The sequence below is a fragment of the Streptomyces scabichelini genome, assembly GCF_011045015.1.
In the GTDB taxonomy this organism is placed as follows: domain Bacteria; phylum Actinomycetota; class Actinomycetes; order Streptomycetales; family Streptomycetaceae; genus Streptomyces; species Streptomyces scabichelini.
Genome location: NZ_JAAKZY010000003.1, coordinates 70772 through 96879, shown reverse-complemented (window position 1 = coordinate 96879; position 26108 = coordinate 70772). Strand labels below are relative to the sequence as shown.

At 69.7% G+C, this 26108-nt stretch carries 22 protein-coding genes; 10 read left to right on the top strand and 12 right to left on the bottom strand.

The window, feature by feature from the left end; translation table 11 throughout:
• The first annotated feature begins 9 nt into the window (after positions 1 to 9).
• Entirely contained in the window at positions 10 to 1104 is a 1095-nt protein-coding gene (locus G5C60_RS01810; RefSeq protein ID WP_165254356.1) for an NAD(P)-binding domain-containing protein, read from the top strand.
• Positions 1105 to 1122: 18 nt separating this feature from the next.
• Here G5C60_RS01810 and mltG read toward each other — a convergent pair whose 3' ends face one another.
• Positions 1123 to 1956 carry an endolytic transglycosylase MltG gene (gene mltG / locus G5C60_RS01805; protein ID WP_165254355.1) on the bottom strand — a complete coding sequence of 278 codons (834 nt, stop codon included), beginning with the start codon at positions 1954 to 1956 and terminating at the stop codon, positions 1123 to 1125.
• Positions 1957 to 1999: 43 nt separating this feature from the next.
• Positions 2000 to 3799, bottom strand: coding sequence for an ABC transporter ATP-binding protein (locus G5C60_RS01800; protein WP_165254354.1), 1800 nt, complete (start codon positions 3797 to 3799; stop codon positions 2000 to 2002).
• A 145-nt stretch (positions 3800 to 3944) separates the two neighbouring features.
• On the opposite strand from G5C60_RS01800, the gene G5C60_RS01795 reads away from it, so the two are divergent.
• Complete coding sequence (locus G5C60_RS01795; RefSeq protein WP_165254353.1) at positions 3945 to 4409, top strand: MarR family winged helix-turn-helix transcriptional regulator; 465 nt, start codon at positions 3945 to 3947, stop codon at positions 4407 to 4409.
• A 234-nt stretch (positions 4410 to 4643) separates the two neighbouring features.
• On the opposite strand, the gene G5C60_RS01790 is transcribed toward G5C60_RS01795, so the two are convergent.
• Together G5C60_RS01790 and G5C60_RS01785 are read right to left on the bottom strand one after the other, a co-directional pair.
• Complete coding sequence (locus G5C60_RS01790) at positions 4644 to 6101, bottom strand: cation:dicarboxylate symporter family transporter (protein ID WP_165254352.1); 1458 nt, start codon at positions 6099 to 6101, stop codon at positions 4644 to 4646.
• A gap of 142 nt (positions 6102 to 6243) precedes the next feature.
• A complete protein-coding gene (locus tag G5C60_RS01785; RefSeq protein ID WP_165254351.1) occupies positions 6244 to 7845 on the bottom strand; it encodes a peptide-N4-asparagine amidase in 1602 nt (533 codons plus the stop codon).
• Positions 7846 to 7963: 118 nt separating this feature from the next.
• On the opposite strand from G5C60_RS01785, the gene G5C60_RS01780 reads away from it, so the two are divergent.
• Complete coding sequence (locus tag G5C60_RS01780) at positions 7964 to 9463, top strand: glycosyltransferase family 39 protein (protein ID WP_165254350.1); 1500 nt, start codon at positions 7964 to 7966, stop codon at positions 9461 to 9463.
• Between the two features lie 97 nt (positions 9464 to 9560).
• Here the strand turns inward: G5C60_RS01780 and G5C60_RS01775 are convergent, their stop codons facing one another.
• Positions 9561 to 10304 (bottom strand): hypothetical protein, encoded by a 744-nt coding sequence (locus G5C60_RS01775; RefSeq protein ID WP_206438996.1) that lies wholly within the window; start codon positions 10302 to 10304, stop codon positions 9561 to 9563.
• A gap of 187 nt (positions 10305 to 10491) precedes the next feature.
• Between G5C60_RS01775 and G5C60_RS01770 the strand changes: the two genes are divergently transcribed.
• The 4 genes from G5C60_RS01770 to G5C60_RS01755 all read left to right on the top strand — a co-directional run bounded on the left by G5C60_RS01770 (position 10492) and on the right by G5C60_RS01755 (position 15215).
• Positions 10492 to 12291 carry an ABC transporter ATP-binding protein gene (locus G5C60_RS01770; RefSeq protein ID WP_165254349.1) on the top strand — a complete coding sequence of 600 codons (1800 nt, stop codon included), beginning with the start codon at positions 10492 to 10494 and terminating at the stop codon, positions 12289 to 12291.
• Complete coding sequence (locus G5C60_RS01765) at positions 12288 to 14114, top strand: ABC transporter ATP-binding protein (protein ID WP_165254348.1); 1827 nt, start codon at positions 12288 to 12290, stop codon at positions 14112 to 14114. The genes G5C60_RS01770 and G5C60_RS01765 overlap by 4 nt, the downstream gene beginning before the upstream one ends.
• A gap of 300 nt (positions 14115 to 14414) precedes the next feature.
• Positions 14415 to 14885 (top strand): DUF5709 domain-containing protein, encoded by a 471-nt coding sequence (locus G5C60_RS01760; RefSeq protein ID WP_165254347.1) that lies wholly within the window; start codon positions 14415 to 14417, stop codon positions 14883 to 14885.
• A gap of 54 nt (positions 14886 to 14939) precedes the next feature.
• Positions 14940 to 15215 carry a type B 50S ribosomal protein L31 gene (locus G5C60_RS01755; protein ID WP_165254346.1) on the top strand — a complete coding sequence of 92 codons (276 nt, stop codon included), beginning with the start codon at positions 14940 to 14942 and terminating at the stop codon, positions 15213 to 15215.
• Between the two features lie 290 nt (positions 15216 to 15505).
• Here the strand turns inward: G5C60_RS01755 and G5C60_RS01750 are convergent, their stop codons facing one another.
• Positions 15506 to 16300 (bottom strand): metal-dependent hydrolase, encoded by a 795-nt coding sequence (locus G5C60_RS01750; protein ID WP_165254345.1) that lies wholly within the window; start codon positions 16298 to 16300, stop codon positions 15506 to 15508.
• Positions 16301 to 16445: 145 nt separating this feature from the next.
• Between G5C60_RS01750 and G5C60_RS01745 the strand changes: the two genes are divergently transcribed.
• Together G5C60_RS01745 and G5C60_RS01740 are read left to right on the top strand one after the other, a co-directional pair.
• On the top strand, positions 16446 to 18959 hold the full coding sequence (locus G5C60_RS01745; RefSeq protein ID WP_165254344.1) for a DUF3516 domain-containing protein: 2514 nt from the start codon (positions 16446 to 16448) through the stop codon (positions 18957 to 18959).
• 19 nt (positions 18960 to 18978) lie between these two features.
• On the top strand, positions 18979 to 19851 hold the full coding sequence (locus G5C60_RS01740; protein ID WP_165254343.1) for an acyl-CoA thioesterase: 873 nt from the start codon (positions 18979 to 18981) through the stop codon (positions 19849 to 19851).
• A 4-nt stretch (positions 19852 to 19855) separates the two neighbouring features.
• On the opposite strand, the gene G5C60_RS01735 is transcribed toward G5C60_RS01740, so the two are convergent.
• Positions 19856 to 20860, bottom strand: coding sequence for a DUF6397 family protein (locus tag G5C60_RS01735; protein WP_420907331.1), 1005 nt, complete (start codon positions 20858 to 20860; stop codon positions 19856 to 19858).
• A gap of 154 nt (positions 20861 to 21014) precedes the next feature.
• Entirely contained in the window at positions 21015 to 21428 is a 414-nt protein-coding gene (locus G5C60_RS01730) for a roadblock/LC7 domain-containing protein (RefSeq protein ID WP_165254342.1), read from the bottom strand.
• Positions 21429 to 21522: 94 nt separating this feature from the next.
• Between G5C60_RS01730 and G5C60_RS01725 the strand changes: the two genes are divergently transcribed.
• Complete coding sequence (locus G5C60_RS01725) at positions 21523 to 21951, top strand: PPOX class F420-dependent oxidoreductase (protein ID WP_165254341.1); 429 nt, start codon at positions 21523 to 21525, stop codon at positions 21949 to 21951.
• Positions 21952 to 21964: 13 nt separating this feature from the next.
• On the opposite strand, the gene G5C60_RS01720 is transcribed toward G5C60_RS01725, so the two are convergent.
• The 4 genes from G5C60_RS01720 to G5C60_RS01705 form a co-directional block, all read right to left on the bottom strand.
• Positions 21965 to 22570 (bottom strand): GTP-binding protein, encoded by a 606-nt coding sequence (locus tag G5C60_RS01720; RefSeq protein WP_165254340.1) that lies wholly within the window; start codon positions 22568 to 22570, stop codon positions 21965 to 21967.
• Between the two features lie 76 nt (positions 22571 to 22646).
• On the bottom strand, positions 22647 to 23060 hold the full coding sequence (locus G5C60_RS01715) for a DUF742 domain-containing protein (RefSeq protein ID WP_165254339.1): 414 nt from the start codon (positions 23058 to 23060) through the stop codon (positions 22647 to 22649).
• A gap of 15 nt (positions 23061 to 23075) precedes the next feature.
• Positions 23076 to 23513 (bottom strand): roadblock/LC7 domain-containing protein, encoded by a 438-nt coding sequence (locus G5C60_RS01710; RefSeq protein WP_165254338.1) that lies wholly within the window; start codon positions 23511 to 23513, stop codon positions 23076 to 23078.
• Positions 23510 to 26050, bottom strand: coding sequence for a sensor histidine kinase (locus G5C60_RS01705; RefSeq protein ID WP_165254337.1), 2541 nt, complete (start codon positions 26048 to 26050; stop codon positions 23510 to 23512). The genes G5C60_RS01710 and G5C60_RS01705 overlap by 4 nt, the downstream gene beginning before the upstream one ends.
• Between the last annotated feature and the right edge of the window lie 58 nt (positions 26051 to 26108).

The following is a 26108-nucleotide window of genomic DNA, read 5'->3' as shown; positions in this document are numbered from 1 at the left end:
AGTAGAAGCGTGAACGAAACCGGGGTTCAAGACGCGGCACAGGAAGTCGACGTGGTCGTCATAGGCGCTGGACAGGCCGGATTGTCCAGCGCCTATCACCTGCGACGTACCGGCTTCGAGCCGGAGCGGGACTTCGTGGTCCTGGACCACGCGCCGCAGCCGGGCGGTGCCTGGCAGTTCCGGTGGCCGTCGCTCACCTACGGCAAAGTCCATGGCATGCATGCGCTGCCGGGCATGGAGCTGACGGACGCGGACCCGGCACGCCCGTCCTCCGAGGTCATCGCGGAGTACTTCGACGCCTACGAGCGCGCCTTCGACCTGCGGGTGCGCCGGCCCGTCGACGTACGGGCCGTGCGGGAGGGCGACGGGGGCCGGTTGCTCGTCGAGACCTCGGCCGGGACGTGGTCGGCCCGGGCGCTGATCAATGCGACGGGCACGTGGGACCGGCCGTTCTGGCCCCGCTATCCGGGCCAGGAGACCTTCCGGGGGCGGCAGTTGCACACCGCCCAGTACCCCGGCCCGGAGGCGTTCGCCGGACAGCGGGTCGTGGTGGTCGGCGGGGGCGCGTCCGGTACACAGCACCTGATGGAGATCGCGCCCTACGCGGCGGAGACGACCTGGGTGACGCGTCGGCCGCCGGTCTTCCGTGAGGGGCCCTTCACCGAAGACGTGGGCCGGGAGGCGGTCGCGCTCGTGGAAGAGCGGGTCCGTCAGGGACTGCCGCCGAAGAGTGTCGTGTCGGTGACCGGGCTGCCGCTCAACGACGCGATCCGGCAGGCGATCGATGACGGCGTGCTGGACCGGCAGCCGATGTTCGACCGGATCACTCCGGACGGCGTGGAATGGGACGACGGGCGTCGCATGGACGCCGACGTCATCCTGTGGGCGACCGGTTTCCGCGCGGCGATCGACCATCTGGCACCCCTGCGACTGCGCGAGCCGGGCGGCGGCATCCGTGTCGAGGGGACCCGTGCGGTCGCCGATCCGCGCATCCATCTGGTCGGCTACGGGCCGTCGGCCAGCACGATCGGCGCCAACCGCGCCGGGCGCTCGGCGGTACGGGACATCCGGCGACTGCTGGCCAGGGTGCCGGTCGCGGCGTGAAAATGACCGAAGCTCGGCTCAGTGCGAGGCAGTCGCGCTCCGGCTGTTCCGGTCGAACTTCGCGACGTTCCTCTGGTGCTCCAAGTAGTCCGCCGTGAAGCGTGTGTCGCCCAGCTTGACGGTGACGAAGTACAGCCAGTCGCCCTGCGCCGGACTGACCGCGGCGCGCATCGCGTCCTTGCCGGGGTTGGCGATCGGCGTCGGCGGCAGCCCCATCCGCTGGTACGTGTTGTACGGGCTGTTGAGCCTCGTGTCGCTCTGGCTGGTGCGGAGCGCGGTGCGGTTCAGCGCGTAGTTGATCGTGGAGTCCAGCTGGAGCGGCATACCGCGTTCGAGGCGGTTGTAGATGACGCGGGCCACCTTGCCCATGTCCGCCTTGGTGGCCGCCTCGGCCTGAACCATGCTCGCGACGGTGACCGTTTGATAGACGTTCATCGCGTTCCGCTCTGCCCCGGCCGTGACCGTGCTGCCGCTGAACTTCTTGTTCGCCGTATTGACCATGTACGAGAGCAGGGATGCCGGAGTCGACTTCTCGTCGATCGGATACGTGCCCGGGAAGAGGTAGCCCTCAGGATTGCCGTTCGCGTCGTCAGGGAGCTTGAGACGAGCCTTGCCCAGGGACTTCTTCGTGGTGCCTGCGGGCAGGGCCAGGGCCTTGTCGACGGCCTTGTACACCTGGCTGGACCGCCAGCCCTCGGGGACCACCAGGGACATTGGCCCTTCGGCCTCGTCCGTGCTCAGCAGCGGGACCGCCACCGCGGTGGCCGCCGCGACGGCTCCGGTCGCGATGAGGGCGATCCGGCCCCGGCGCGTCAGTCGAATCGTTCTCCGTGGCTGAGTGTGGGTCTGCATGCGGGCACGCTAACCCGCAAAGATGGGCAAACCTGGCATATCTTCATTTCGTTGGCTCCAGTTGGGCGTCTCGGCGGACCAGGGCGGCGTAACGGCCCTCGCGCTCCAACAGCTCCTCGTGCGTACCGCGTTCGACCGCGCGCCCGGAGTCCAGGACCACGATCTGGTCGGCACCCCGAATGGTGGACAGCCGGTGCGCGATGGTGAGCGTCGTCCGATTGGCCGACAGGGCGTCGATGGCCTCCTGCACGGCGCGCTCGGTGCGGGTGTCCAGGGCGCTGGTCGCTTCGTCGAGGATCAGCACGGGCGGGTCGCGCAGGATGGTGCGGGCGATGGCGAGGCGCTGCTTCTCGCCACCGGAGAAGCGATGACCGCGTTCGCCCACCATCGTGTCGTAGCCGTCGGGCAGGGAGGCGATGTGATCGTGGATCTGGGCGGCCTTCGCGGCGTCGTGCAGTTCCTCGTCGGTGGCGTCCGGCTTGGCGAAGCGCAGGTTGTCGGCGACGGAGGCGTGGAAGAGGTACGTCTCCTGGGAGACGACGCCGACCGCACGCGCGAGCGTGTCGAAGTCCAGGTCGCGTACGTCGACCCCGTCGAGCGTGACGCGACCGCCCGTGACGTCGTACAGCCGTGGCACGAGATAGCTGAGCGTGGACTTTCCGGCGCCGGTGGGGCCGACGACGGCGAGGCTGCCGCCCGCGGGGACGGTGATGTCGATGCCGTCCAGCATCGGTCCGCTCTTGTCGTCGTAACGGAACTCGACGCCCTCGAAGCGGACTTCACCCTTGACCCGGTCGAGGCGGATCGGGCGCTCGGGCTCGGTGATGTCGATGGGCAGGTCGAGGTACTCGAAGATGCGCTGGAACAGGGCGAGGGAGGCCTGGATCTGCACACCGGTGGACAGCAGGCTGACGGCCGGCCGGAACAGGCCCTGCTGAAGCGAGACGAAGGCCACGAGCGTACCGATGGAGACGGCGGGCCCACCGAACTGAAGCGCCAGGCCGGCGGTCCAGTAGATGACGGCGGGCATGGCGGCCATGACGATCGAGATGACGGCCATACGCCAGCGGCCCGCCATGTTCGACCGCACTTCGAGATCGACGAGGCCCTCGGACTCCTCCGCGAAGGACCGGGTGAGCGAGTCGGAGCGGCCCATCGTGCGGCCGAGCAGGATGCCGCCGACGGAGAGCGACTCGGTGACCGTGGCGGCCATCACCGCCATCTGTTTCTGCCGCTGGGTGGTGATCTTCTTGCGTTCGTTGCCGACCCTGCGGCTGATCCATACGAACACCGGCAGCAGAAGCAGCGAGACGACGGTCAGCCGCCAGTCCAGGGCGAGCATCGCGACGATCGTGGCGACGACGCTCGTGACGTTGGAGACCAGCGATGTGGCCGTCGAGGTGACCGTGGCCTGCATGCCGCCGATGTCGTTCGCGATGCGCGACTGGACCTCTCCGGTGCGCGTTCTGGTGAAGAAGGCCAGCGACATGCGCTGCAGCCGGTCATAGACCGCCGTGCGCAGGTCGTGCATGACGCGCTGGCCCACTGTCGTGGAGATGAGGGTCTGCAGCACGCCGAAGACGCTGGTGAGTACGGCGCTGAGGATCATCCCGAGCGCGAGCAGGCTCAGCAGGCCGGTGCGGCCCTGCGGGATCGCGGTGTCGAGGATCTCCTTCAGCAGGAAGGGTGTGGCGACCGAGACCAGCGACGCGGCGCCGACCAGCAGGCCGACGACGGCCAGCCGGCCGCGGTACGGGCGGAAGAGCTTCAGGATGCGGCGCACCTGCCGCGGCTGTGCGGCCTCGGCGGTTGGCGGTGTCCAGGAGAGTTCGTCGGGACGCATGGGCTCCTACGGGATGTGGGACGACGACGGATGGTGGTGCGCCGGGATGGATGGTGGGCTGGGACGAGAGGCAATTTTGACTGGAGGAGCATAGCTCATTGTTACCTATACTCACAATGAACGAGGTCCTGATATTGTTCCCGCTATGAACACCCCCGAGGCCGACGGCCTGCTCGCCGAGCAGTTGCTGCGGTTGACCCGTCGTGTGCACCGCATCCAGAAGCGTCATCTGGAGAAGCGCGGGCTCGGCATCACTCCGGCCCAGTCCCGGCTGCTGCGTACCCTCGCGCACTACAGCTCACCGCCGCGCATGACCGATCTGGCCGCGCGTCTCGAGGTGGTGCCCCGGGCCGTGACGACGCTGGTCGACGGTCTGGAGACGAGCGGCAAGGTGTGTCGCGTACCCGACCCGACCAATCGCCGGGTCATACGGATCGAGCTCACGGACGACGGACGCCGGGCCCTGCGGGAACTGCGCGGTGCGCGCCGGGCCGCCGCGGAGGACATCCTGGCGCCCTTGACGGACGAGCAGCGCAAGGTGCTCGGGGGGTTGCTGGACACGCTGGTCGACGGGATGGGCGCGGTGGAGGAGCCGGACCGGCGGTGCTGAGTCCGACTCCCGGTCCTGCGCGTCGTCGGCATCGCCGGAGCGGGGCTGGGCGTCGGTCAGGGACGAGACCGCCGAGGGCCGCGGCCAAGGCGGGGGTCGCGGCCAAGGTGGGGGTCGCGGGACAGCCCGCCCCGGCGACGCACACGAAGGGCGAGCACGACTGCGTCGGCTCGGAGAAGCCGGAGGACTGACGGAGCGGGGCCCGGCGGTGAGCGGTACGCCGGGCCCCGTGTCTCAACTTGCCTCGCCCGCGGGCTCCTTGGCTGTCGAAGCCTTGGCCTCGACAGGGTCTTGCGCCTCGGAAGCGGGCTCCTCGGCCTTCGGCGTGTTCCCGGTGTCCTTCTTCGGCGCCTTGTCGGCGTCCTCCTTCGACGCCTTCTCGGTGTCCTCCTCCACGAACGCGATCTCGCCGTCGAGCATCTTCTTCGCCCGTTCGGTGTCCAGCGCGCCTTCCCAGCGGGACACCGCGAAGACCGCGACGCAGTTGCCGAGCAGGTTGGTGGCGACGCGCATCGAGTCCATGATGCGATCCACGCCGAGGAGCAGGGCGACGGCGCCGGCGGGGATGACTCCGAGCGAGGATGCGGTCGCCGACAGGGCGAGGAATGCCGAACCCGGTACGCCCGCCATGCCCTTACTGGTCAGCATCAGCACCAGGATCACGGTGATCTGCTGGCTCAGGCTGAGGTCGACGCCCACGGCCTGAGCGATGAACAGCGTGCCGATGGAGAGGTAGATGGAGGCGCCGTCGAGGTTGAAGGAGTAGCCGGTGGGCAGCACGAGGCCCACGGCGTCGTCCCGGGCACCGGCCTGGCGCAGCTTCTGCATCAGGCGGGGCATGACGGTCTCACTGGACGCGGTGCCGAGCGCGAGCAGCAACTCCTCGCGGGTGTAGCGCACGAACTTCCACAGGCTCAGCCCCGTGACCACCTTCAGCGCCACGGCGAGCAGCGCCAGGAACAGCGCCGCCACCGCGTAGCAGAGGACGATGAGCTTGCCGTATGTCTCGATCACCCCGAGGCCGTACTCCCCCACCAGGTGGACCATCGCGCCGAACACGGCGAGCGGCGCGAGCTTCATGACGAAGCCGACGATCGCGAAGATGACCTCCTGGGCCTGCTCGATGGCGGGCAGGATCGCGGGCACCTTGGTGTTGCCCAGGTGGAGCAGCGCGGCGCCCACCAGGCAGGCCAGCACCAGGACTTGGAGCAGGGCGTTCTCGGCGAACGCGCCGATCGCGCTCTGCGGGAGTGCCTCCAGGATGAACTCGCTGGTCGACGGCAGCGAGCCGCCGCCGGTCTTGTCCTCGACCGCCGAGGAGTTGAGCTGGGACGGGTCGACGTTCATGCCCGATCCCGGGCCGAAGACGTTGGCGGCGATCAGACCGATGAGCAGCGCGGCCGTGGAGGCGACCTCGAACCAGATCAGGGCCTTGAGCCCGATCCGTCCGAAGGCCTTCAGATTGCCGGCCTTGGCGATGCCGACGACGACCACGCAGAACACGAGCGGCGAGATGACGGTCTTGATGAGGCGCACGAAACCGTCGCCGAGCGGCTGGAAGGTCGTGGCCGTGTCCGGCCACAACCTTCCGACGACGATTCCGAGCACAAGCGCGCAGGCGACCTGCGCGAACAATGAGGTACGCAGTATGCGTGCGACGCGTCGCGGCAGGGACGGTACAGACGGCGGCACGGGCACTCCTCCGAAGTGACTTCTGGGATGCGGAAAGCGGATTCCGCGGTGATCACTATCGGGGGAGATTGCTACCGCAGGAGACCTCTACGTCACACACGTGTAAATCATCGAGGATGTGTCAGGTCCCACACGTTCAGGCTCAGCAGCCGCTTCTGTCCTCCGTGACCGTCCCCTGCACGGTGACCAGACTCCGGTCGTAGCACCCGCCCGAGCCGTGCAGCCGGTAGCGCTCGCTCGTCGTCCCGACCGCATGCCGCTGGTCGCGCGGCACATTCGCCGTATACGTCGCGTCGCCCGCGTAGGTGTCGTCGAGCCGTGACCACGCGGTGCGTAGACCACCCCTCGTCTCCACGACCGCGGCCCGGTCCCCCAGCGACATGACCGTCCGCAGCCGGTCACCCGCGCCGAGGGTCGTGGCGCCGTCCATCGTGTATGTGCGGTGCGTGCGGGTCGACTTGGCCGGTCCGCGCCCGTCGACGGTGACCGTCTCGTCGTCGGTCCAGGTGGCCTTCAGGGCGTCCGTGTTCTCACCGTCGGTCCACCGGTGCACGGAGTTGTTGGCCAGCTGGCGGCTGACGGTGGTCGTCACGCGACCGTGCGAGGTGTCGACGTACCCGGACACGGTCAGCCGGTGGCCGGCCTCGGTGTCCAGCCGATGCTCCGAACCTGGCGTGTACGTCGAGGAGTTGGCGAGCTCGCCCACCTTGTGGGCGGTCACCTTTCCGGTGACCCGCTCGCTCTTGGCGTCCTGCGAGACCAGGACGTTCACGGGGGCGCTCCAGCCGGTCTGCCCCTCCGGAACGCCCACTACGGAGACCTCGATCCGGTGCGGGCGACCGTCGTTGAGGAGCCCCGCGAAGGGGGTCAGGTCGTACTCGATGGGCTTGATGTCGAAGGCACGCGGGCCCGGAATCACGTACCAGAGGAAGGGATTGGACCAGCCGCCGGTCCACACGGTCGGGAACGGCGTGGCGATGCCCGCCAGTCGGCCGTCGACCTTGATCTGCACCTCGCGGTAGGGACCGTGGTCCGCCTTGCAGGAGTACGGCGCGGCGTCGGGCACCGTCAGATACCAGTACTCCTCGCAGCCGCCACCCGATCCCGTGGCGTACACCTCGGCGACGATGCGTTCGCTGTTGCGGGGCGTGGTGAGGGCGCCGTCCTTGAGGGTGAGGACGCGGTCCGGAGTGGTGGCCGTGGGCCGGCCCTCGTAGAAGGTCAGCGTCACCTTGACGTCGAGGATGCCCGTATACGTGTCGTCGACGACGTTTCCGATGAGCATCTCGACGTCCTGGCTCCGCCGGAACGTGTCGCTGTAGCGCGTGACGTCCTTCTCCACCGACCACTCGATGCCGTCCGGCGAGGGCTGCGGAGTAGACGTACGCAAGACCTCGACTCCGCCGATGTGCAGATAGCCGAGCCGGTCGAACTGCCGTCCCTTGACCTTGCCATCGAGCCGCAGCACGACCTTGCTCCAGCGGTCACCGCAGCCGCTCGGGGGTGCGTACGTGCCCTTGTAGGGCGTGAAGTCGCGGAACTGCGCCTCGGCGACTGTGACTTCGCAGGACTTCGCGTCAGGTCTGGTGACGGGCGGTGCGGCGGTCAGGGGGTCGTGCCAGTCGGTGCCGAACTCGGCGGGCGGATCAGCGGATTGGGCGGCGGGGGCAGGTGTCGCGCCGAGGAGGGTGCTCGCCATGAGGGTCACTCCGGCGAGCATGGACATGATGATCCGTCTTCTCATGGCCCGTGTTCTACGGGGAGTTGGCGCCGCTCGCAATGAGCCCTCGGCGTATGACGGCACTCTCGACGGGTTTCTGCCTCCTCAGTACGGTGGTGCGACCGGTTGGCGAGGGGGCGCTATGGATCGGGAACGGGACGATGACGTACTGGCCGAGCCACCTCGCCTCGCCACCGTTCCGGTCGCCTGTCTGGCCGTCGGTTTCGCCGCCCTACTGACCGCGCTGTCCGGCCGGTACGGGTACCACCGGGACGAGTTGTACTTCCTCGCGGCGGGCGATCACCTGGCGTGGGGGTATGTCGACCAGCCGCCGCTGACGCCGCTCATCGCGCGGGCGGCCACCGCGCTGTTCGGGGACTCGACGGTCGGGCTGCGGGTCGCGGCAACGCTCGCGTTCATGGCCGTCATCTTCGTGGTCGCGTTGCTGGCAAGGGAGTTGGGCGGCGACCGAAGGACGCAGATGCTCGCCGCGGGGCTGGCGGGTCTGGGCGCACAGCCGTTGGCGGTCGGGCACATGGTGTCGACCGCGACCTTCGATCTGCTGGCGTGGCTGGTGATCTGCTGGCTGGTGCTGCGGCTGCTGCGCACCGGCGACGGGCGGTGGTGGCCGGCGATCGGCCTGTGCGTGGGGATCGGTCTGCTGAACAAGTACCTCGTGGCGCTGCTGGTCGTGGCGCTGCTCACGGCGGTCCTCGCCGTGGGGCCGCGGCGGGTGCTGCGCACTCCGTGGCTGCTCGTCGGCGCCGCTGTCGCCCTGGCGGTGGCGGCACCCAACCTGTGGTGGCAGGCCGACCACGACTGGCCGCAGTGGACCGTCGCGGAGGGGATCAACTCGGACGACGGGACCGAGAACCGGATCCTGTTCCTCCCCGAGCAACTCATCTATCTCTCACCGCTGTTCGTGCCCGTCTGGGTGGCGGGGTGGCTGCGGCTGTGGCGCGATCCGGCGCTGCGCTGGGCCCGGGCGACGGCCGTGGCGTATCCGCTGCTGTGTGTGCTGGTCCTCGGGCTGGGCGGCAAGGGATATTACGCCCTGCCACTGCTGATCGTGCTGCTGGTGGCGGGCTGCGAGCCGGTCCTCGCCTGGACGCGTCGGCATGGCCGTACGTGGTTCGTGGTCGCCGTCGTACTGACCTCGGCGATCAACGCGATGGTGACGCTGCCGGTGCTGCCGCAGAGCGCGCTCGCCGTACCGATGGCGCTCAACAAGGAACAGGGAGAGCAGGTCGGTTGGCCCGCACTGGCCGACGCGGCGCGGGAAGGGTGGTCCCAGATACCTGCGGACGATCAGGCTCGCGCCGTGATTTTCACGCAGAACTACGGCGAGGCCGGCGCCCTTGACCGCTACGGGCCCGCACGCGGGCTGCCCCGGCCCTATTCCGGCCATATGAGCTACGCCGACTGGGGTCCTCCGCCGGACTCGGCCGACGGAGCTGTGCTCCTCGTCCGGCAGGAGGACGCGCGCGCCATCGAGCGGTATTTCACCGGCTGCCGTCAGGTCGCCCGCGTCGACAACGGGCACGGTGTGGAGAACGAGGAGCAGGACGCGGCGATCGTCCTCTGCTCGGGAACGACCGAGCCGTGGTCAAGGCTGTGGCCCTCGCTCCGGCACTACTACTGAGGACCCGGATACATAGGAATCGGATACTGAGGACCTGGACTTGTGGCTGGTGGGAGCTGGTCGGGCCGTGCCGATGGACAGATCGATGGCGGGCTCGTCAGGCTTTGAGGTCCGCCTCGTCGCCCATCACCACGACCGGGTCCTTGGCCGGGTCGAGAGTACGCAGCAGGTACTCCATGCCCGACTTGGGCAGGCTCACACAGGCCGACGTACCGCTGCCGTGGTCCATGTGCAGCCAGATGCTGCCGCCCTTGGACTGGCCCTCGGGGCGGGTCGGGTCGTTGGGCGAGGTCCCTTTGACGCGGTTGTAGTTGATGGCGATGACGTAGTCGAAGTCGTGCCAGTGCGACTTGGCCCAGTAGCGCGGGGCCTGGAAGCCCGCGGACCGGGTGTACGGGAGCTTGGCGCCCGGGTCGGGGAGGACGCCGCCCGCGTCGCTGAGCGTGAACACGCCGACAGGGCTGCGCTTGTCGCCCTCGCTGTGGTCGGTGGTCCAGCCCTTTTTGCCGTTGTGACCCTGCCAGCTACGGGTCTGGTCCCAGGTGGAACCGGACTTGGTGTAGAGCACGATCTTGGAGTCCGCCGAGTCCTTGCTCTCGCCGTAGACCGCCACGACCTGGCGGGAGTTGGCGGGAATCTGCTTGTGAAGCCTGTCGCCGACGTCGGGGATCCGCTTGAGGTCGACGGTGCGTGCCTGTGCCTGCCGAGGCCGGTCACTCGACTTCGCGTCGCTCGCACGACCGCTCCCGCCGTCCGAACCGCCACAGGCCGTCAGGGACATGAGAAGGGCACCACAGGCCGCAGCCGCGGCTGTCGTACGCATCGCACCGCCTATTCGCATGCGTTCCATCGTCGCACCGTGTTCCGGACGATTGCGCCCGGGCCCTGGGTATCCCGGCCATATCGGGCGGTCCGGGCCGAATCTTTGCCCGGCGGCGGAAAATCGTTTGCCTGCGGACACGCTGTGACGCGAACCTTTCACGGTTTGTTGCCTCCCCCCACCCCGTTCTACGAGCCCCTGGGACGTCATGCAGATTCAAGACCTTCCGTATCCCGACCCGGGTGTGCCGGACGCGCGCTCGGGTCCCCGATTCCTGGTGTGGCTCGGCCGGAATCAACTCGGCGGACAACTGAAGTCCCTGGCCTGGGGACTGCTGCACTTCCTTTCCGTGTCCGCACTGCCCTTCTGTGTCGGCTTCGCCGTCCAGGCCGTCGTGGACCGCTCCGGTGGGCGGCTCGCCCTGGCGGGTGGGCTGATCGCGCTGTGCGGGCTCGGTATCGCGGTGGGCGACACCATGCTGCACCGGGCCGCGGTCACCAACTGGATCACCGCGGCCGCCCGCGTCCAGCAGCTGCTGGCCCGCAGGACCGCCCAGTTGGGCTCCGCGCTCACGCGGCGCGTCGCGGCCGGTGAGGTCGTCGCGGTCTCCACCGGAGACGTGGAGAAGATCGGCTGGTTCGTGGAGGCCGTGTCGCGGTTCACCGCGGCCGCCGTGACGATCGTCCTCGTCTGCGTCGCCCTGGTCGTGTACGAGCCCGCCCTCGGGATCATCGTCGCCGTGGGTGTGCCCATCCTGGCGCTCGCGGTGCTGCCGCTGCTGCCGCGCGCGACCCGGCGTGCCGACTTCCAGCGCGAGAAGGCGGGCCGCGCCACCGAGCTGGCCTCGGACACGGTCGCGGGTCTGCGCGTGCTGCGCGGCATCGGCGGCGAGGAGCTGTTCCTGGACCGATACCGCCGGGCCTCGCAGGAGGTACGGCGGGCCGCCGTCCGCAGCGCCCGGATGTGGTCGCTGATCTCCGCGATCCAGGTGCTGCTGCCTGGTCTGCTGCTGATCGCGGTCATCTGGCACGGCGTCCATCTGGCCCGTGAGGGGCGGATCACCATCGGCGAGATGGTCACCGTGTACAGCGCCGTCATGATCCTCACGTATCCCCTGCACCACTTCGAGGAGATCGCGATGGCGTACTCCTTCTCCCGGCCGTCCGCGAAACGTGCGGCCCGGGTGCTGGCACTGGAGCGGGCGACGGACAGCGACGGCTCGCGTGAGGCTGTCGTGCCGGCCGGGGATCTGTACGACCCCGCGACCGGTGTGCTCGCTCCGGCCGGGCGGCTCACCGCCGTGGTGTGCGGGGACCCGGACGCGGCGGGTGTGCTGGCCGAGCGGCTCGGCGGACACGCCGCGGCCGCCTCGGACCTGCCGTCCGCGTTCCTCGGCGGCGTACCGCTGGACGAACTGCCCCTCGACTCCGCCCGCACAGCCGTCCTCGTCCAGGACAAGGACCCTGTGCTGCTGTCCGGCAGCCTCCGCGAACTGCTCGACGTGCCCGCCTCGGGCGACGTGAGCGCCGAGGAGGCGCTGGCCGCCGCGCAGTGCGGCGACGTCCTGGACGCGCTCGCCCAGGGGTCGCTGGACGCCGAGGACCCGATGGACGCCCGGATCACCGAACGAGGGCGTTCTCTGTCGGGAGGCCAGCGCCAGCGGCTCGCGCTGGCGCGGTCCCTGGTCACGGACCCGGAGGTGCTCGTCCTCGACGAGCCGACGTCCGCCGTGGACTCGCACACCGAGGCGCGGATCGCCGACGGCATCCGGTCCCTGCGGGAGGGGCGTACGACCGTGGTCTTCACCTCGTCCCCGCTGCTCCTGGACCACGCGGACCGGATCGTGTTCGTCCACGAGGGCGAGGTCGCCGCGGTCGGCGTGCACCGCGAACTGGTGCACAGCGAACCCCGGTACCGCGCCGTGGTGACCCGTGAGACCGACGACGAGGCCGCCGCACGCGACATGGACCACCTGGAAGCACTCGAAGAGATCGAGGAGACCGCATGATCGGCGTGGCGCCACCGGCCTACGACCCGGCGGCCCCGACGACGGCGAACACCCTGCCCGTCGGCGCCCCCGCGACCGTACGCGCCTACGTGGCCGAACTGTTCCAACGGCACCGCCGGGCCTTCCTGCTGCTCATCACCGTCAACACGGTCGCTGTCGTCGCCTCGATGGTGGGCCCCTACCTGCTGGGCTCGCTGGTCGAGCGCGTCTCCGACGGAGCGGTCGCGGCGCGCGAGCTGCATCTGGAACGTACCGTCGCGGTCTTCGCCCTGGCCCTGGTCGTCCAGGCGGTGTTCGTACGCCAGGTGCGGCTGCGCGGCGCCATGCTCGGCGAGCGGATGCTGGCCGACCTGCGCGAGGACTTCCTCGTACGGTCGGTGGGGCTGCCGCCGGGCGTCCTGGAGCGGGCAGGCACGGGCGACCTGCTGTCCCGGATCACGACGGACATCGACCGGCTGGCCAACGCCATGCGCGAGGCCGTACCACAGCTGGCCATCGGTGTGGTGTGGGTGACGCTGCTGCTCGGCGGGCTCGCCGTGACCGCGCCGCCGCTCGCGCCCGCCGTGCTGGTCGCCGTCCCGCTCCTCGTGGCCGGCTGCCGCTGGTACTTCAAACGCGCGCCGTCGGCCTACCGCTCGGAGGCCGCCGGGTACGCCGCCGTGGCCGCCGTCCTCGCCGAGACCGTGGATGCCGGACGCACCGTCGAGGCCCACCGCCTGGGCGAGCGCCGCATCGAACTGTCCGACCGGCGGGTCAAGGAGTGGACCGCCTGGGAGCGGTACACCATGTGGCTGCGCTCGGTGCTCTTCCCGGTCATCAACATCACGCATGTCACGGTCCTCGGTTCGGTCCTGATGATCGGCGGGTTCTTCGTGCTCCAGGGCTGGATCGGGGTCGGCCAGCTGACGACGGGCGCGCTCATCGCGCAGATGCTCGTCGACCCGGTGGGCCTGATCCTGCGCTGGTACGACGAGCTGCAGGTGGCCCACGTCTCGCTGGCCCGGCTGGTCGGCGTCCGCGACATCGAGCCGGACGCCGGTGACGGATCGCTGGACCCGGACGGGCGGGACGTGCGCGCCGACCAGGTGCACTTCGGCTACCGGGCCGGCGTCGACGTCCTGCGCAAAGTCTCGCTGGAGGTCGCGCCGGGCACCCGGCTGGCTCTGGTCGGCCCGTCCGGCGCGGGCAAATCCACGCTGGGCAGGCTGCTCGCCGGGATCTACGCGCCCCGCGTCGGCCGCATCACCCTGGGCGACGCCGAACTGTCCCGGATGTCCGCCGAGCAGGTCCGCTCCCATGTGGCGCTGGTCAACCAGGAACACCACGTCTTCGTGGGGTCCCTGCGCGACAACCTGCTGCTCGCCCTCCCCCACTCTCGGCTTCGCTCGAGCGGGGGGACCCCCATGGATGCCCATGACTCCGAGCTGTGGGCGGCTCTGGGCGCGGTCGACGCCGACGGCTGGGCGCGGGCTCTGGACGACGGTCTGGACACCGAGGTCGGCTCGGGCGGGCTGGGTCTCACCCCGGCCCAGGCCCAGCAGATCGCGCTCGCCCGGCTGGTCCTCGCCGATCCGCACACGCTGGTCCTGGACGAGGCCACCTCGCTCCTCGATCCGCGCGCGGCCCGCCACCTGGAACAGTCCCTGGCCCGTGTCCTCGACGGCCGCACGGTGGTCGCCATCGCCCACCGGCTGCACACCGCCCACGACGCCGACGTCATCGCCGTCGTCGAGAACGGCCGCATCAGCGAACTCGGCAGCCACGACCAGTTGGTCGCCGCCGACGGCGCGTACGCGGCGCTGTGGCGGTCCTGGCACGGCTGAGCCGCCGCTCCGGCATCCGGTCCGCCTGTGTTCGGGCGGGCCGGCCCCGCGGCCGTACCGGTGGCCGGGCCAGCAGCGCCCAGGGCCCGTGTCATCCCGAAAGGGCCGGGCCCTGGCCAGGCATCGGCTCCGTGGCGTTGCGGTGTGTCGACGAGGGGTGGAAGGCTGGATGTCGGCACGGGCTCGGGGAACGCCCAGGCACCACCCGGTTCGACATGGGCGAGGCCTGAGCCCAGCGGCCCGTGCGCCCGCCGCCGAACGCGGTGACAGCGGGTCGGCCCGCATCACCTGGAGGTACCCGTGGACAGCGCCGACGGATGGGGAGACGACGTCTACCAGCCGGACGGATCCGAGGTTCAGGACGACGCCGGGTTGCTCGACGCCGAAGACACCCTGGAATCCGACGGTGTGGACGATCCTCTGGACCGCGGCTGGTCCCCGCCGGAGCGGCCGTGGGCCGTGGAGCGCAGAGACGTGACCGCGGCCGAACGGCATCGAGGCGAGACGCTGGACGAACGCCTCGCGGAAGAACTGCCGGAGGTGGCGCCTCTTGACGGAGACGGTATCGGCGACAGCCCGGACTCCGACGGCGAGGCCCTGGACAACGAGGTGGGCGCCGTCCGCTCCGGACGTCTCGTGGCGCCCGACGAAGGTGCGCACGAGGACGAGGAGAGCCGGCTGATCGCCACCGACGTGGGCATCGACGGTGCCGCCGCCTCGGCGGAGGAGGCTGCCATGCACATCGTCGACGAGGACGCCCAGTCCGGCTGATCCACCTGTTCCGGCGCCCTGTCCGCGCACAGACTCCCCCTTCAAGGAGCACTCATGCAGCAGGACCAGCACCCCGACTACCACCCGGTCGTCTTCCGCGACCGCGCCGCCGGTTACGCCTTCCTCACCCGCTCGACCGCGACGAGCGACCGGACGATCGACTGGGACGACGGCCGGACGTACCCCGTCGTCGATGTGGAGATCTCCTCGGAGAGCCACCCCTTCTACACCGGCACGGCACGGACCGTGGACACGGAGGGGCGGATCGCCCGCTTCGAGAAGCGGTACGGCAGCCCAAGCCCGGCGTCCGGCGGGGACGACGCGGCGTGAGTCCGTCCGGCCGGGGCCGGTAACGGGTGGTAAGGCTCGCCGACCCGTGCCGGTAACGGGTAAGGCTCGCCGATCGGAGACGGCGCCGGGTACGGCTTGGCGGCCGAAGGCTGCAGCGGGTGGGCCGGTCCGGTCGGGGAGGGCGATGCGTGTGTCTTGCCGGCCGGACACGGCAACGGATACCTCTCGTCGACCGGACTCGGGATCGGGTCCGCCTCGGCAGCCGGAGACCGTGTCCCGAGCGCGCGTCCGGCTGACGGCGACACCGTCCCCGTAGCCGACGCGGTCGCTCAGATGACGTTGAGCGCCGCTGCGCAGCCCACTCCGCCGAGCAGCATGAACGCCGGCATCAGCACCTTCAGCTCGACCCAGCTGCCCGCCCTGAACCGCATCACCTTGGGCGGCCCCACCGGGTACCAGCGCTTGCGGCCGATCGGTATCGGCCACAGGATCGGGCAGCCGGACACCGTCAGCGCATCCCCGATGTCGTGCACCAGCGCGCCCAGGACAACCGGCAGCCCAAGCCACAGGTACTCCTGGCCCGGCGCCGTGAACAGCCAGTCGGAGCCGTTGCCCGGCTCGTCCAAGACCCCCGCCAGGATCCAGGCACTCGTCGCGGCGAGCAGCCAGACCAGGACGTCGGCGCTTGAGCCACGCGTCGCCCGCCACAGCAGCCCCTCGATGGCGAGCACTATGTGCACGAAGAGGATGGCCAGGACCGCCCAGCGCTCGCCTGTGATCGCGATGACGGAGGTGCCCGCACCGATCAACGCCGCCCACAGCCAGGTGTGCGTCAGCGTGCGGTGCCCGCCCGAGCGACGCGGATCGCCCTGCTTCTTCGTCCCCTTGTAGACGGCGTACGAAAGCTTGTCGACGATCTCGCACAGACCCCGTGAGAGGGGTCCGAAGGCCCGCGAGATGGTGGCCGCCTTGTGGTCGAGGTCCGGGGCGAGCGCGGCGCCGGCGCAGATCAGCGCGCCGACCAGGAGCACCGGCCAGGGCATCGTGTGCCCCGCGGCGGCCGCCGCGGCTCCGACGCCCAGCCAGGCCGCAGCCCCCGACAGTGAGTGTGCTGGTCCCATCATGGCCGTGCCCCGCCCCATTCCTCTTGTGCTCGCGCCCAGTTGCCCAGGTGCGCTGATGCCTCGTCGGCGCCACAGCGTAGCGTTCGTGATCTTCGGCTCGGCAACCGATTCCCTCATTGCGTGGGATCACAGGCAAGATGGGAACGTGACCCTTATCGATCAGCTGCCGCAGACCGCGGATCCCGACGCCCTCTACGAAGCCTTCGAGTCGTGGGCCGGGGAACGTGGTCTCACGCTCTATCCCCACCAGGAGGAGGCGCTGATCGAGGTCGTCTCGGGTGCGAACGTGATCGTGTCGACGCCCACCGGATCGGGCAAGAGCATGATCGCGGCCGGTGCGCACTTCGCGTCCCTCGCCCGTGACGAGGTCACCTTCTACACGGCGCCGATCAAGGCTCTCGTCTCGGAGAAGTTCTTCGAGCTGTGCAAGCTCTTCGGCACCGAGAACGTCGGCATGCTGACCGGCGACGCCTCCGTCAACGCCGACGCCCCCGTCATCTGCTGCACCGCCGAGGTGCTCGCCTCCATAGCGCTGCGCGACGGCAAGAACGCCGATGTCGGCCAGGTCGTCATGGACGAGTTCCATTTCTACGCCGAGGCCGACCGCGGCTGGGCCTGGCAGATCCCGATCCTCGAACTGCCACAGGCCCAGTTCATCCTGATGTCGGCCACGCTCGGCGACGTCTCGATGTTCGAGAAGGACCTCACCCGCCGGACCGGCCGTCCTACCGCGGTCGTCCGCTCGGTGACGCGGCCCGTGCCCCTCTCCTACGAGTACAAGCTGACGCCGCTCACGGAGACACTCACCGAACTTCTCGAGACCAAGCAGGCACCCGTCTACATCGTGCACTTCACCCAGGCCCAGGCCGTGGAGCGGGCCCAGGCGTTGATGAGCATCAACATGTGCACGCGTGCGGAGAAGGACCAGATCGCCGAGCTGATCGGCAACTTCCGCTTCACCACCAAGTTCGGCCGCAATCTCTCCCGTTACGTGCGGCACGGCATCGGCGTGCATCACGCCGGCATGCTGCCCAAGTACCGGCGCCTGGTGGAGAAGCTGGCCCAGGCCGGTCTTTTGAAAGTCATCTGCGGCACGGACACCCTCGGTGTCGGCGTCAACGTCCCCATCCGCACGGTGCTGTTCACGGCTCTGACGAAGTACGACGGCAACCGTGTGCGGACGCTGCGCGCGCGGGAGTTCCACCAGATCGCGGGCCGCGCCGGGCGGGCAGGATTCGACACGGCGGGATTCGTCGTCGCCCAGGCTCCCGAGCACGTCGTCGAGAACGAGAAGGCCCTCGCCAAGGCGGGCGACGATCCGAAGAAGCGTCGCAAGGTGGTCCGCAAGAAGGCCCCCGAGGGGTTCGTCGGCTGGACGGAGAACACCTTCGCCAAGCTCATCTCCTCCGATCCGGAGCCGCTCACCTCCCGCTTCCGGGTCACGCACACCATGCTTCTGTCGGTGATCGCCCGGCCCGGCAACGCCTTCGCCGCGATGCGGCATCTGCTGGAGGACAACCACGAGCCGCGCAAGCAGCAGTTGCGGCACATCCGCCGCGCGATCGCCATCTACCGCTCGCTTCTCGACGGCGGCATCGTCGAGAAGCTCGAAGAGCCGGACGCCGAAGGCCGCATCGTGCGCCTGACGGTCGACCTGCAGCAGGACTTCGCGCTCAACCAGCCGCTGTCCACCTTCGCGCTCGCGGCGTTCGAACTCCTGGAGCCCGAGTCCCCCTCCTACGCGCTGGACATGGTGTCCGTCGTCGAGTCGACGCTGGACGACCCCCGGCAGATCCTCGCCGCCCAGCAGAACAAGGCCCGCGGCGAGGCCGTCGCGACGATGAAGGCGGACGGCGTCGAGTACGAGGACCGGATGGAGCGGCTCCAGGACGTGTCGTACCCCAAGCCGCTGGAAGAGCTCCTCTTCCACGCATACGACACCTACCGCAAGAGCCACCCGTGGGTCGGCGACCACCCGCTGTCGCCGAAGTCCGTCATCCGTGACATGTACGAACGGGCCATGTCCTTCACGGAGTTCGTCTCCTTCTACGAGCTCGCCCGCACCGAGGGCATCGTGCTGCGCTACCTCGCGAGCGCGTTCAAGGCCCTCGACCACACCGTGCCGGACGACCTCAAGTCCGACGATCTGGAGGATCTGATCGCCTGGCTCGGCGAGATGGTGCGTCAGGTCGACTCCAGCCTCCTCGACGAGTGGGAACAGCTCGCCAACCCGGAGGAGATGACGGCCGAAGAGGCCCAGGAAAAGGCCGATCAGGTCAAACCGGTCACCTCGAACGCGCGCGCCTTCCGCGTCCTCGTCCGCAATGCCATGTTCCGCCGCGTCGAGCTCGCCGCCCTGGACCACGTCGAAGAACTCGGCGAGATGGACGCCGAGTCCGGGTGGGACGCCGATGCCTGGGGCGAGGCCATGGACAAGTACTGGGACGAGTACGACGACCTCGGCACCGGCCCAGACGCTCGCGGCCCCAAGCTGCTGCTCATCGAGGAGGAGCCGCAGAACGGCCTGTGGCGCGTCCGGCAGACCTTCGCGGACCCGAATGGCGATCATGACTGGGGCATCAGCGCGGAGATCGACCTCGCGGCTTCCGACGCCGAGGGACGTGCCATCGTCAAGGTCACCGATGTCGGCCAGCTGTGAGCACAGGAGAACGTGACACATGACGAACCCAGCGGAACGACTCGTCGATCTGCTCGACCTGGAACAGATCGAGGTCAACATCTTCCGTGGCCGCAGCCCGCAGGAGTCCCTGCAGCGGGTCTTCGGCGGGCAGGTCGCGGGCCAGGCTCTCGTCGCCGCCGGTCGCACGACCGACGCGGAACGGCCCGTGCACTCGCTGCACGCGTACTTCCTGCGTCCGGGCCGGCCGGGTGTGCCGATCGTGTACCAGGTCGAACGGGTCCGCGACGGGCGGTCGTTCACCACGCGCCGCGTCACCGCCGTGCAGCAGGGACGCACGATCTTCAATCTGACCGCCTCCTTTCACAAACCTGAAGTGGGGAGCTTCGAGCACCAGCTGCCGCCGGCCCGCGAGGTCCCGGATCCTGAGTCGCTCCCGACCGTCACTCAGGAGATCAAGGAGCATCTGGGCGCGCTCCCCGAGACGTTGGAGCGCATGGCCCGACGCCAGCCCTTCGACATCCGCTATGTGGACCGGATGCGGTGGACCCCCGAGGAGGTCGAGCACGCCGAGCCGCGCAGCGCCGTGTGGATGCGCGCCGTCGGGCCGCTGGGCGACGACCCGCTCGTTCACACCTGCGCGCTCACGTACGCCAGCGACATGACTCTCCTCGACGCCGTCCGCATCCCGGTGGAGCCGCTCTGGGGTCCGCGCGGCTTCGACATGGCGTCTCTGGACCACGCCATGTGGTTCCACCGGCCGTTCCGCGCCGACGAGTGGTTCCTGTACGACCAGGAGTCGCCGATCGCCACGGGTGGCCGGGGTCTGGCCCGTGGTCGCATCTACGACCGCGAGGGGCAGCTGCTCGTCTCGGTCGTCCAGGAAGGACTGTTCCGCAAGCTCGAGGCCTGACGGGTCAGGGGTTTCTGCGGCGCAGCCATCCGAGGAGGCCGCGCGAGCGTTCCGGTTCCTCGACGGTCTGCCGCTCCTCGATCGGCCGGGGTTTCCGACTCGTATGCGCTGTCTCGACGCCGCTCACCGTGCCGAGCGGCGTAACGGCCGACGTGGTGGGCGCCGGTGTGGCCGGAGGCGCGGGCCTCGGTGTCGGACGCGGAGCGGGCCGCTCCGTGCGCGCTTCCTCGATTGCGTCAGCCAAGTCGGTACGGAGCCAGTTGATCTCGTCTGGGTCCTCCGCCGTCATGATCCGCGCGGCGACGTGGGCGGCTGGTGAATCGGGCGCGCCGGGGGCCGGCTGTTCTGGCCGGAAGCGGTTCAGATAGGCGCGTTCGTACGGGTCCTCGACGATCTCCGCGACCTGCACGGGATCCAGCAGGGACGCCACGGCCGCGGCTCGCACCCAGGGATCCTCGCTCTGCCGCAGCAGAAATCCCACATGCCGGCCCCGCCAGTTGCGGGCTCGAAGGTCCACGCCCGCGTCCAACTGGTCGCGCAGCCCCTCGGGCGTACGGCCGCTCAGCAGCGGGGCGTTCTCCTTGCTCGCGGCGAACTGCCGCACTTCCTCGGCCAGATACAGCCAGACCACCGCTCGGTAGCGGTTCAGGTAGAACTTGACGGGCGCGATCAGGCCCAGGCGCGCGAACCGTGTGAACCGGGCTGCTGTCACGCCCATGAGGGCCGCGCCCTCCGAGGTGCCCACGGCCTTGACGCGCTCCCGCAGCGCGTCGGGAAAACCGGCTTCGGAACGGACCCGGTCGATCTCCGTGCGGGCCACGCGACGGCCTCCGCCCCCTTCGTCCGGAACAGTCCTGATACATCCGAGTCGGACGGCGAGGTCGAACTCGCCTCGTTTGAGCTCCAGTTCCCGCGCGGCGCGGCTCGGCGAGAGCGACGGCCGGACCGCCGCCGCGGCGGCCGGAGTCGTCGTGGGCATGGCGGACTGCGTGATCGTGTTGCCGGACATGATGGTTCTCCCCCGTACAGCGACGTGCATTGCGTGCGTTTGCCTTGCTTGCGCTGACTTGCATGCGCGCTTGCTTCGGGAAAAACCGTAGCCGGTTCGCCGCTCCTCGCGCCGAGCCTGTGGATAACTTTGAGCGCGTCCACGTCTCCGCAGGTCAGAGGTCTATGGCGGGTGCGTGCTCCGGGTGTCGCGCATCGACGCGGAGATGTTCGCCAACGCGATTGACCAGGAGCGTCATCTCGTAGGCGACCTGGCCGATGTCTGCTTCGGCCGCGCTCAGCACGCACAGGCAGCTGCCGGCGCCCGCTGCCGTGACGAAGAGCACCGCGTCGTCGAACTCGATCATCGTCTGGCGGACTTGACCGGCGCCGAAGTGCCGGCCCGAACCCTTGGCCAGGCTGTGCAGGCCCGATGACACGGCGGCGAGGTGTTCGGCGTCCTCGCGCCTGAGGCCCGTGCTCGCTCCCGTCACCAGCCCGTCGTTGGACAGCACCAGCGCATGCCGTACGTGTTCGACGCGCTCGGTCAGGTCGTCCAGCAGCCAGCCTAATCCCTGGTTCTGCGCCATGATCTGTCTCCCCGTGTTGTGAGTCACTCCTGGCCGAAGGATCTGACGAGCCAGCCTTCCCCACAGCCGCCGTCCGAGCAAGCAGGATGGGTGTATGGCACAGAAGATGACTGATGACGAATGGCGGGCGTTCGTCTCGCACGGCACCCGCACCGGCAAGCTGTCGACTGTTCGAGCCGACGGAAGTCCGCACGTGACACCGATCTGGTTTCTGCTCGACGGAGACGATCTGGTCTTCAACACCGGAAAGGACAGCGTCAAGGGACGGAATCTGACCCGGGACGACCGGATCGCCCTGTGCGTGGACGACGACCGGCCCCCGTACGCCTTCGTGGTCCTGCGAGGGCGCGCCCGGATCTCGGAGGATCTCGATGAGGTTCGGCTCTGGGCCGGGCGGATAGGGACGCGCTACATGGGCGAGGACCGGGCCGAGGAGTTCGCTGCCCGCAACGGCGTGCCGGGCGAACTCCTCGTGCGGGTGAGCATCGAGAAGGTCCTCGCGCAGGCCGCTGTCTCGGACTGAGCGAGCCGAAACGTCATCCGACGGAGTCGAGCAGCCGGGCGGTGTGCATCCGCCCGGCGTACTCCACGAGTCGTATCAGGACCTCCTTTCCCGAGTCGCGATCACGGGCGTCGCAGAGCACCACGGGTGTGCCCTGGTCGAGGTCGAGGGCGCGTGACACCTCGTGGGCGCCGTACGTACGCGCGTCCGCGAAACAGTTGACGGCCACGACGAACGGGATGCGCCGGTGCTCGAAGTAGTCGACCGCGGGGAAGCAGTCCCCGAGCCGCCGGGTGTCCGCGAGGACAACGGCGCCGAGGGCACCCTGCGACAGTTCGTCCCACAGGAACCAGAACCGGTCCTGGCCCGGCGTGCCGAACAGGTAGAGCGACAGACCTGACCTGATGGTGATGCGTCCGAAGTCCATGGCGACGGTCGTCGTGACCTTCTGGTCCACACCGTCGGTGTGATCCACCGACTGGCCCGCCTCACTCAGCTGTTCCTCGGTGCGCAGCGGCCTGATCTCGCTGACCGCTCCCACCAGGGTCGTCTTGCCCACGCCGAATCCGCCGGCGACCAGGATCTTCAACGCCAGAGGGGCCGTCTCGCCGTTCGGGGCGCCGGGCTGCTCGGAGACCATCGATCACTTCTCTCGCTTCTGATCCGTCATTGACAGCGCTCTCACTCGCTGGATCGCAGTGTTCTCAGTCCTTTGATCACAGCGCTCTCAGTCCCTCGATGACCTCGCGCAGGATGCGCTCGTCGGGCAGCTGGGCGGGCGGCACCGGGCGGCTGACCGTGACGCAGCGCAGCTCCAGGAGGTCGCCGAGGAGCACCCTGACCACGCCGACGGGCAGGTCGGCGCCCGCGGCCAGTTCGGCGACCGACTGGGTCTCGGCACGGCAGAGTTCGATGAGGGCCAGGTGTTCCGGGCCGAGCGCGGTGTCGTCGTCGGCGTCCGGGGCGCCCGTGTCCAGTGTGACGAGCGCGATCAGGTCGAAGCGCACGCCCGTGGGACCGGGTTTGGTGCGTCCTCCTGTCATGGCGTACGGGCGGACGAGCGGCCCGGCCTCGCTGTCGTACCACTGGCTGCCCGGCTGCTCGGGGTGGCCTTTTCTGTCCTCGGTCATGTCCGCCGCCTTCGCTCACCCGGAGGCGGGCGGTCGCGCGGTGACACGCGGCGCCGTGGAGAGGTGCTCGCCCACCCGTTTGACCAGACGCGCCATCTCGTAGGCGACCAGCCCGATGTCGGCCGTCACGGCGCTGAGAACGGCGAGGCAGGAGCCGTCACCGGCGGCCGCCACGAACAGGAAACCGTCGTCCATCTCGACCATGGTCTGGCGTACGCCGCCGACGCCGAAGTGCCGGCCCGCGCCCTTGGCCAGGCTGTTGAAGCCCGAGGCGACCGCGGCGAGGTGCTCCGCGTCCTCCCGCCTAAGGTCGCTGGAAGCGCCCATCGCGAGGCCGTCGTTGGAGAGCACCACGGCGTGCCGTACGTCGCCGACACGCAGCACCAAGTCGTCCAGCAGCCAGTCGAGTTCACCGGTCCGTGGTGCGGTCCTCATGCCCGGGTCCTGGATCACGCGGGGTCTCCTTCGCTGCCGTCGCCGCCCGCTATGGGGTCGGGGGTTGCGCCGAGGCCGGGTGAACGGCCGCCGCCGCGGGTCCAGCCGGCGCGGTAGGCCGCCATGCGGTCCCGTACCAGTTCAGGGGTGCGCTCGTCGTCAACCTGCGGGTCCGCCGCTTCCGCGGGCTCGGCTGGGCGCTCCGCACGCAGCTGCGGGGCGAGACTGGCCTGTCGTACGCGCCGTGGGAGCCCGTCGGATTCCTCGGCGTCGTCAGGTGGGCGGTGCAGCCGCAGGGTTGTGACGCCGGGCGGCGGGCCTTCTTGCGAGCCGTCGCCGAGGGCGTGCGTGCCTGCTTGTGCGGGGGCCACCAGTGCGGGCCGCTCGTACAGGGACTCTACGGAGTCTTGTTGCGAGGCGGCGACGGGCACGCGCGCGTACTCGCGTTCCGCGGGCGCCCCTGTCTCCACCCGGTCGGCATCGGAACGTTCCGCCGTGGCCGTGTGAAGCAGCGCGGTGGGCAGCAGGACGACCGCGGTGGTGCCGCCGTAGGGCGAGGTCCGCAGATGCACCTTGATGCCGTGCCGGGCGGCGAGCCTGCTCACCACGAAGAGTCCGAGCCGGTCGCTGTCGAAGAGGTCGAGCGTCTTGGACTGCTCGATGCGGCGGTTCGCCTCGGCGACGGTCTCCTTGCCCATGCCGAGCCCCCGGTCCTCGATCTCCACCGCATAACCGTTGCCGACCGGCTCACCGGTGATCCGCACCTTGGTGTGGGGCGGTGAGAACTGGGCGGCGTTCTCGACGATTTCGGCCAACAGGTGCGTGAGGTCTGCGACCGCGGCTCCGATGACCGACGTCTCCGGGAGGTGTCGTACCTCCACGCGCGCGTAGTCCTCGACTTCGGAGACGGCGGCACGGACCACGTTCGTGAGCGACACCGGCATCCGCCACGCCCGGCCGGGAGCGGCCCCGGACAGGATGATCAGGCTCTCGGCATGCCGGCGCATGCGCGTGGTGAGGTGGTCGAGCCGGAACAGGTCGCTCAGTTCGTTCGCGTCGTCGGACCGGCGTTCCATGCTGTCCAGCAGGTTGAGTTGGCGATGCACGAGGACCTGGCTGCGGCGGGCGAGATTGACGAAGACTCCGGAGATGCCGCTGGCCAGTTCCGCACGTTCGACCGCGGCACGCAGGGCGGCGCGGTGCACGGTGCTCAGTGCCTCCGCGACCTGGCCTGCCTCGTCCTCCGCGGGCGGGCCGGGAGGAGCCTCGGCGCGGACGTCGATCTCCTCTCCCTCCCGCAGCCTGTGCATGGCGTCCGGGAGTTTGCGGCGGGCGATCTCCAGGGCGTTGTTGCGCAGGCTCACCAGCTCGACGACGAGGCCGCGTCCGATGCGTACGGAGATGACGAGCGACGCCGTCACCGCGACGAGCCCCAGGAGGACCGCGGCACCGGCCGGCGAGAGCAGGCCGCGCGGGAACGGGTCGCCGCGATCCGCGACGCCGTGGCCCGCACTCGCCTCGATCGTCCGCATGTCGTCCTGCACGCGCGCGTGCGCCGCGTTCCAGGTCGCCTCGGGCGCGGCCTGGACGGCCTTGGCGCCGGGCCGGCTTCCGAGCACCTTGTCCTCGACGGCGCGTACGGCAACGTACGCGCTCCCCTCCGCCAGGTCGCGCCAGGCGGCTCGTTCGGGCCCGCGCAGGTCCGCGACAGTGGATTCGGTGAGCAACCGGCGTGCGTCGACAGCGCCGGTGAACAGCCGCAGCCGCTCTCCGTCGAGGGTTCCGGCGAGCCGGGCCCCGGCGAGCACCGCGCCCTCCTGTGCCAGCGCCTCCGCCGCGCGGGAGAACTCGAGCACCACGCGCGCGTCGGAGCCGAGATCGGCCTCCTGGATGCCGGTGAGCGCGCCGCCCACTCCGAAGGCCGTCGAAATGGTCTGCGTGTACTGCGCGTACGTCTCTTGCCATCCTGTCCGCCGATGGAGCACGGCGGTCCGCAGGGAGCGCAGTTGTTCGGCTCGGGTGACGAATGTTTCAAGGCGCTGTGCCACTCCGGAGGGCAGCTCTTCGCTGTCGGCGACGGTGTTGTGCTCCCCGAGTCGCAGCTTCGCCACGGCCCGGTCGGTGCGTGCCGCCAGTTGCTTGAGGGCGCTCTCCTGCTCGGCGGCGGGGTCGGTCGCACGGCGCACGGCCGCGGTGCGTTCGGCCTGGAGCGCGGCGACAGCGGCAGCCACTGGGGCACGTACCTGGGAGTCCACCCGTTGCAACTGCCTCAGACGTGAGACGTCCTGGGCGGTGGTGACGGTGGCGTACCCCCAGAGGGCGAGCAAGGAGATGACGGGGACCATCAACAGGCAGACGATCTTGGCCCGTACGGTGCGGGGGCGCGGACTCCAGCGACCCGCGCGCGTGGGCGTCGCACTCGGCGCTGTGCCGGCCGGCTCTTCCGAAGCCGAGCCTTCGTCTGCCGGGGGTCCGGCGTGCGCGCGGCGGCCCCGTGCGGGAGCCGGGGGTGGCGGCTGGGAGCCGCCTGTTGGGTTCCTACGGGGTGTACGCATGGCCTCCTCGCTCGGAGTGGTTCTGGCGGGCGCCTGCCGAGTCGCCGGTCCGGGATCG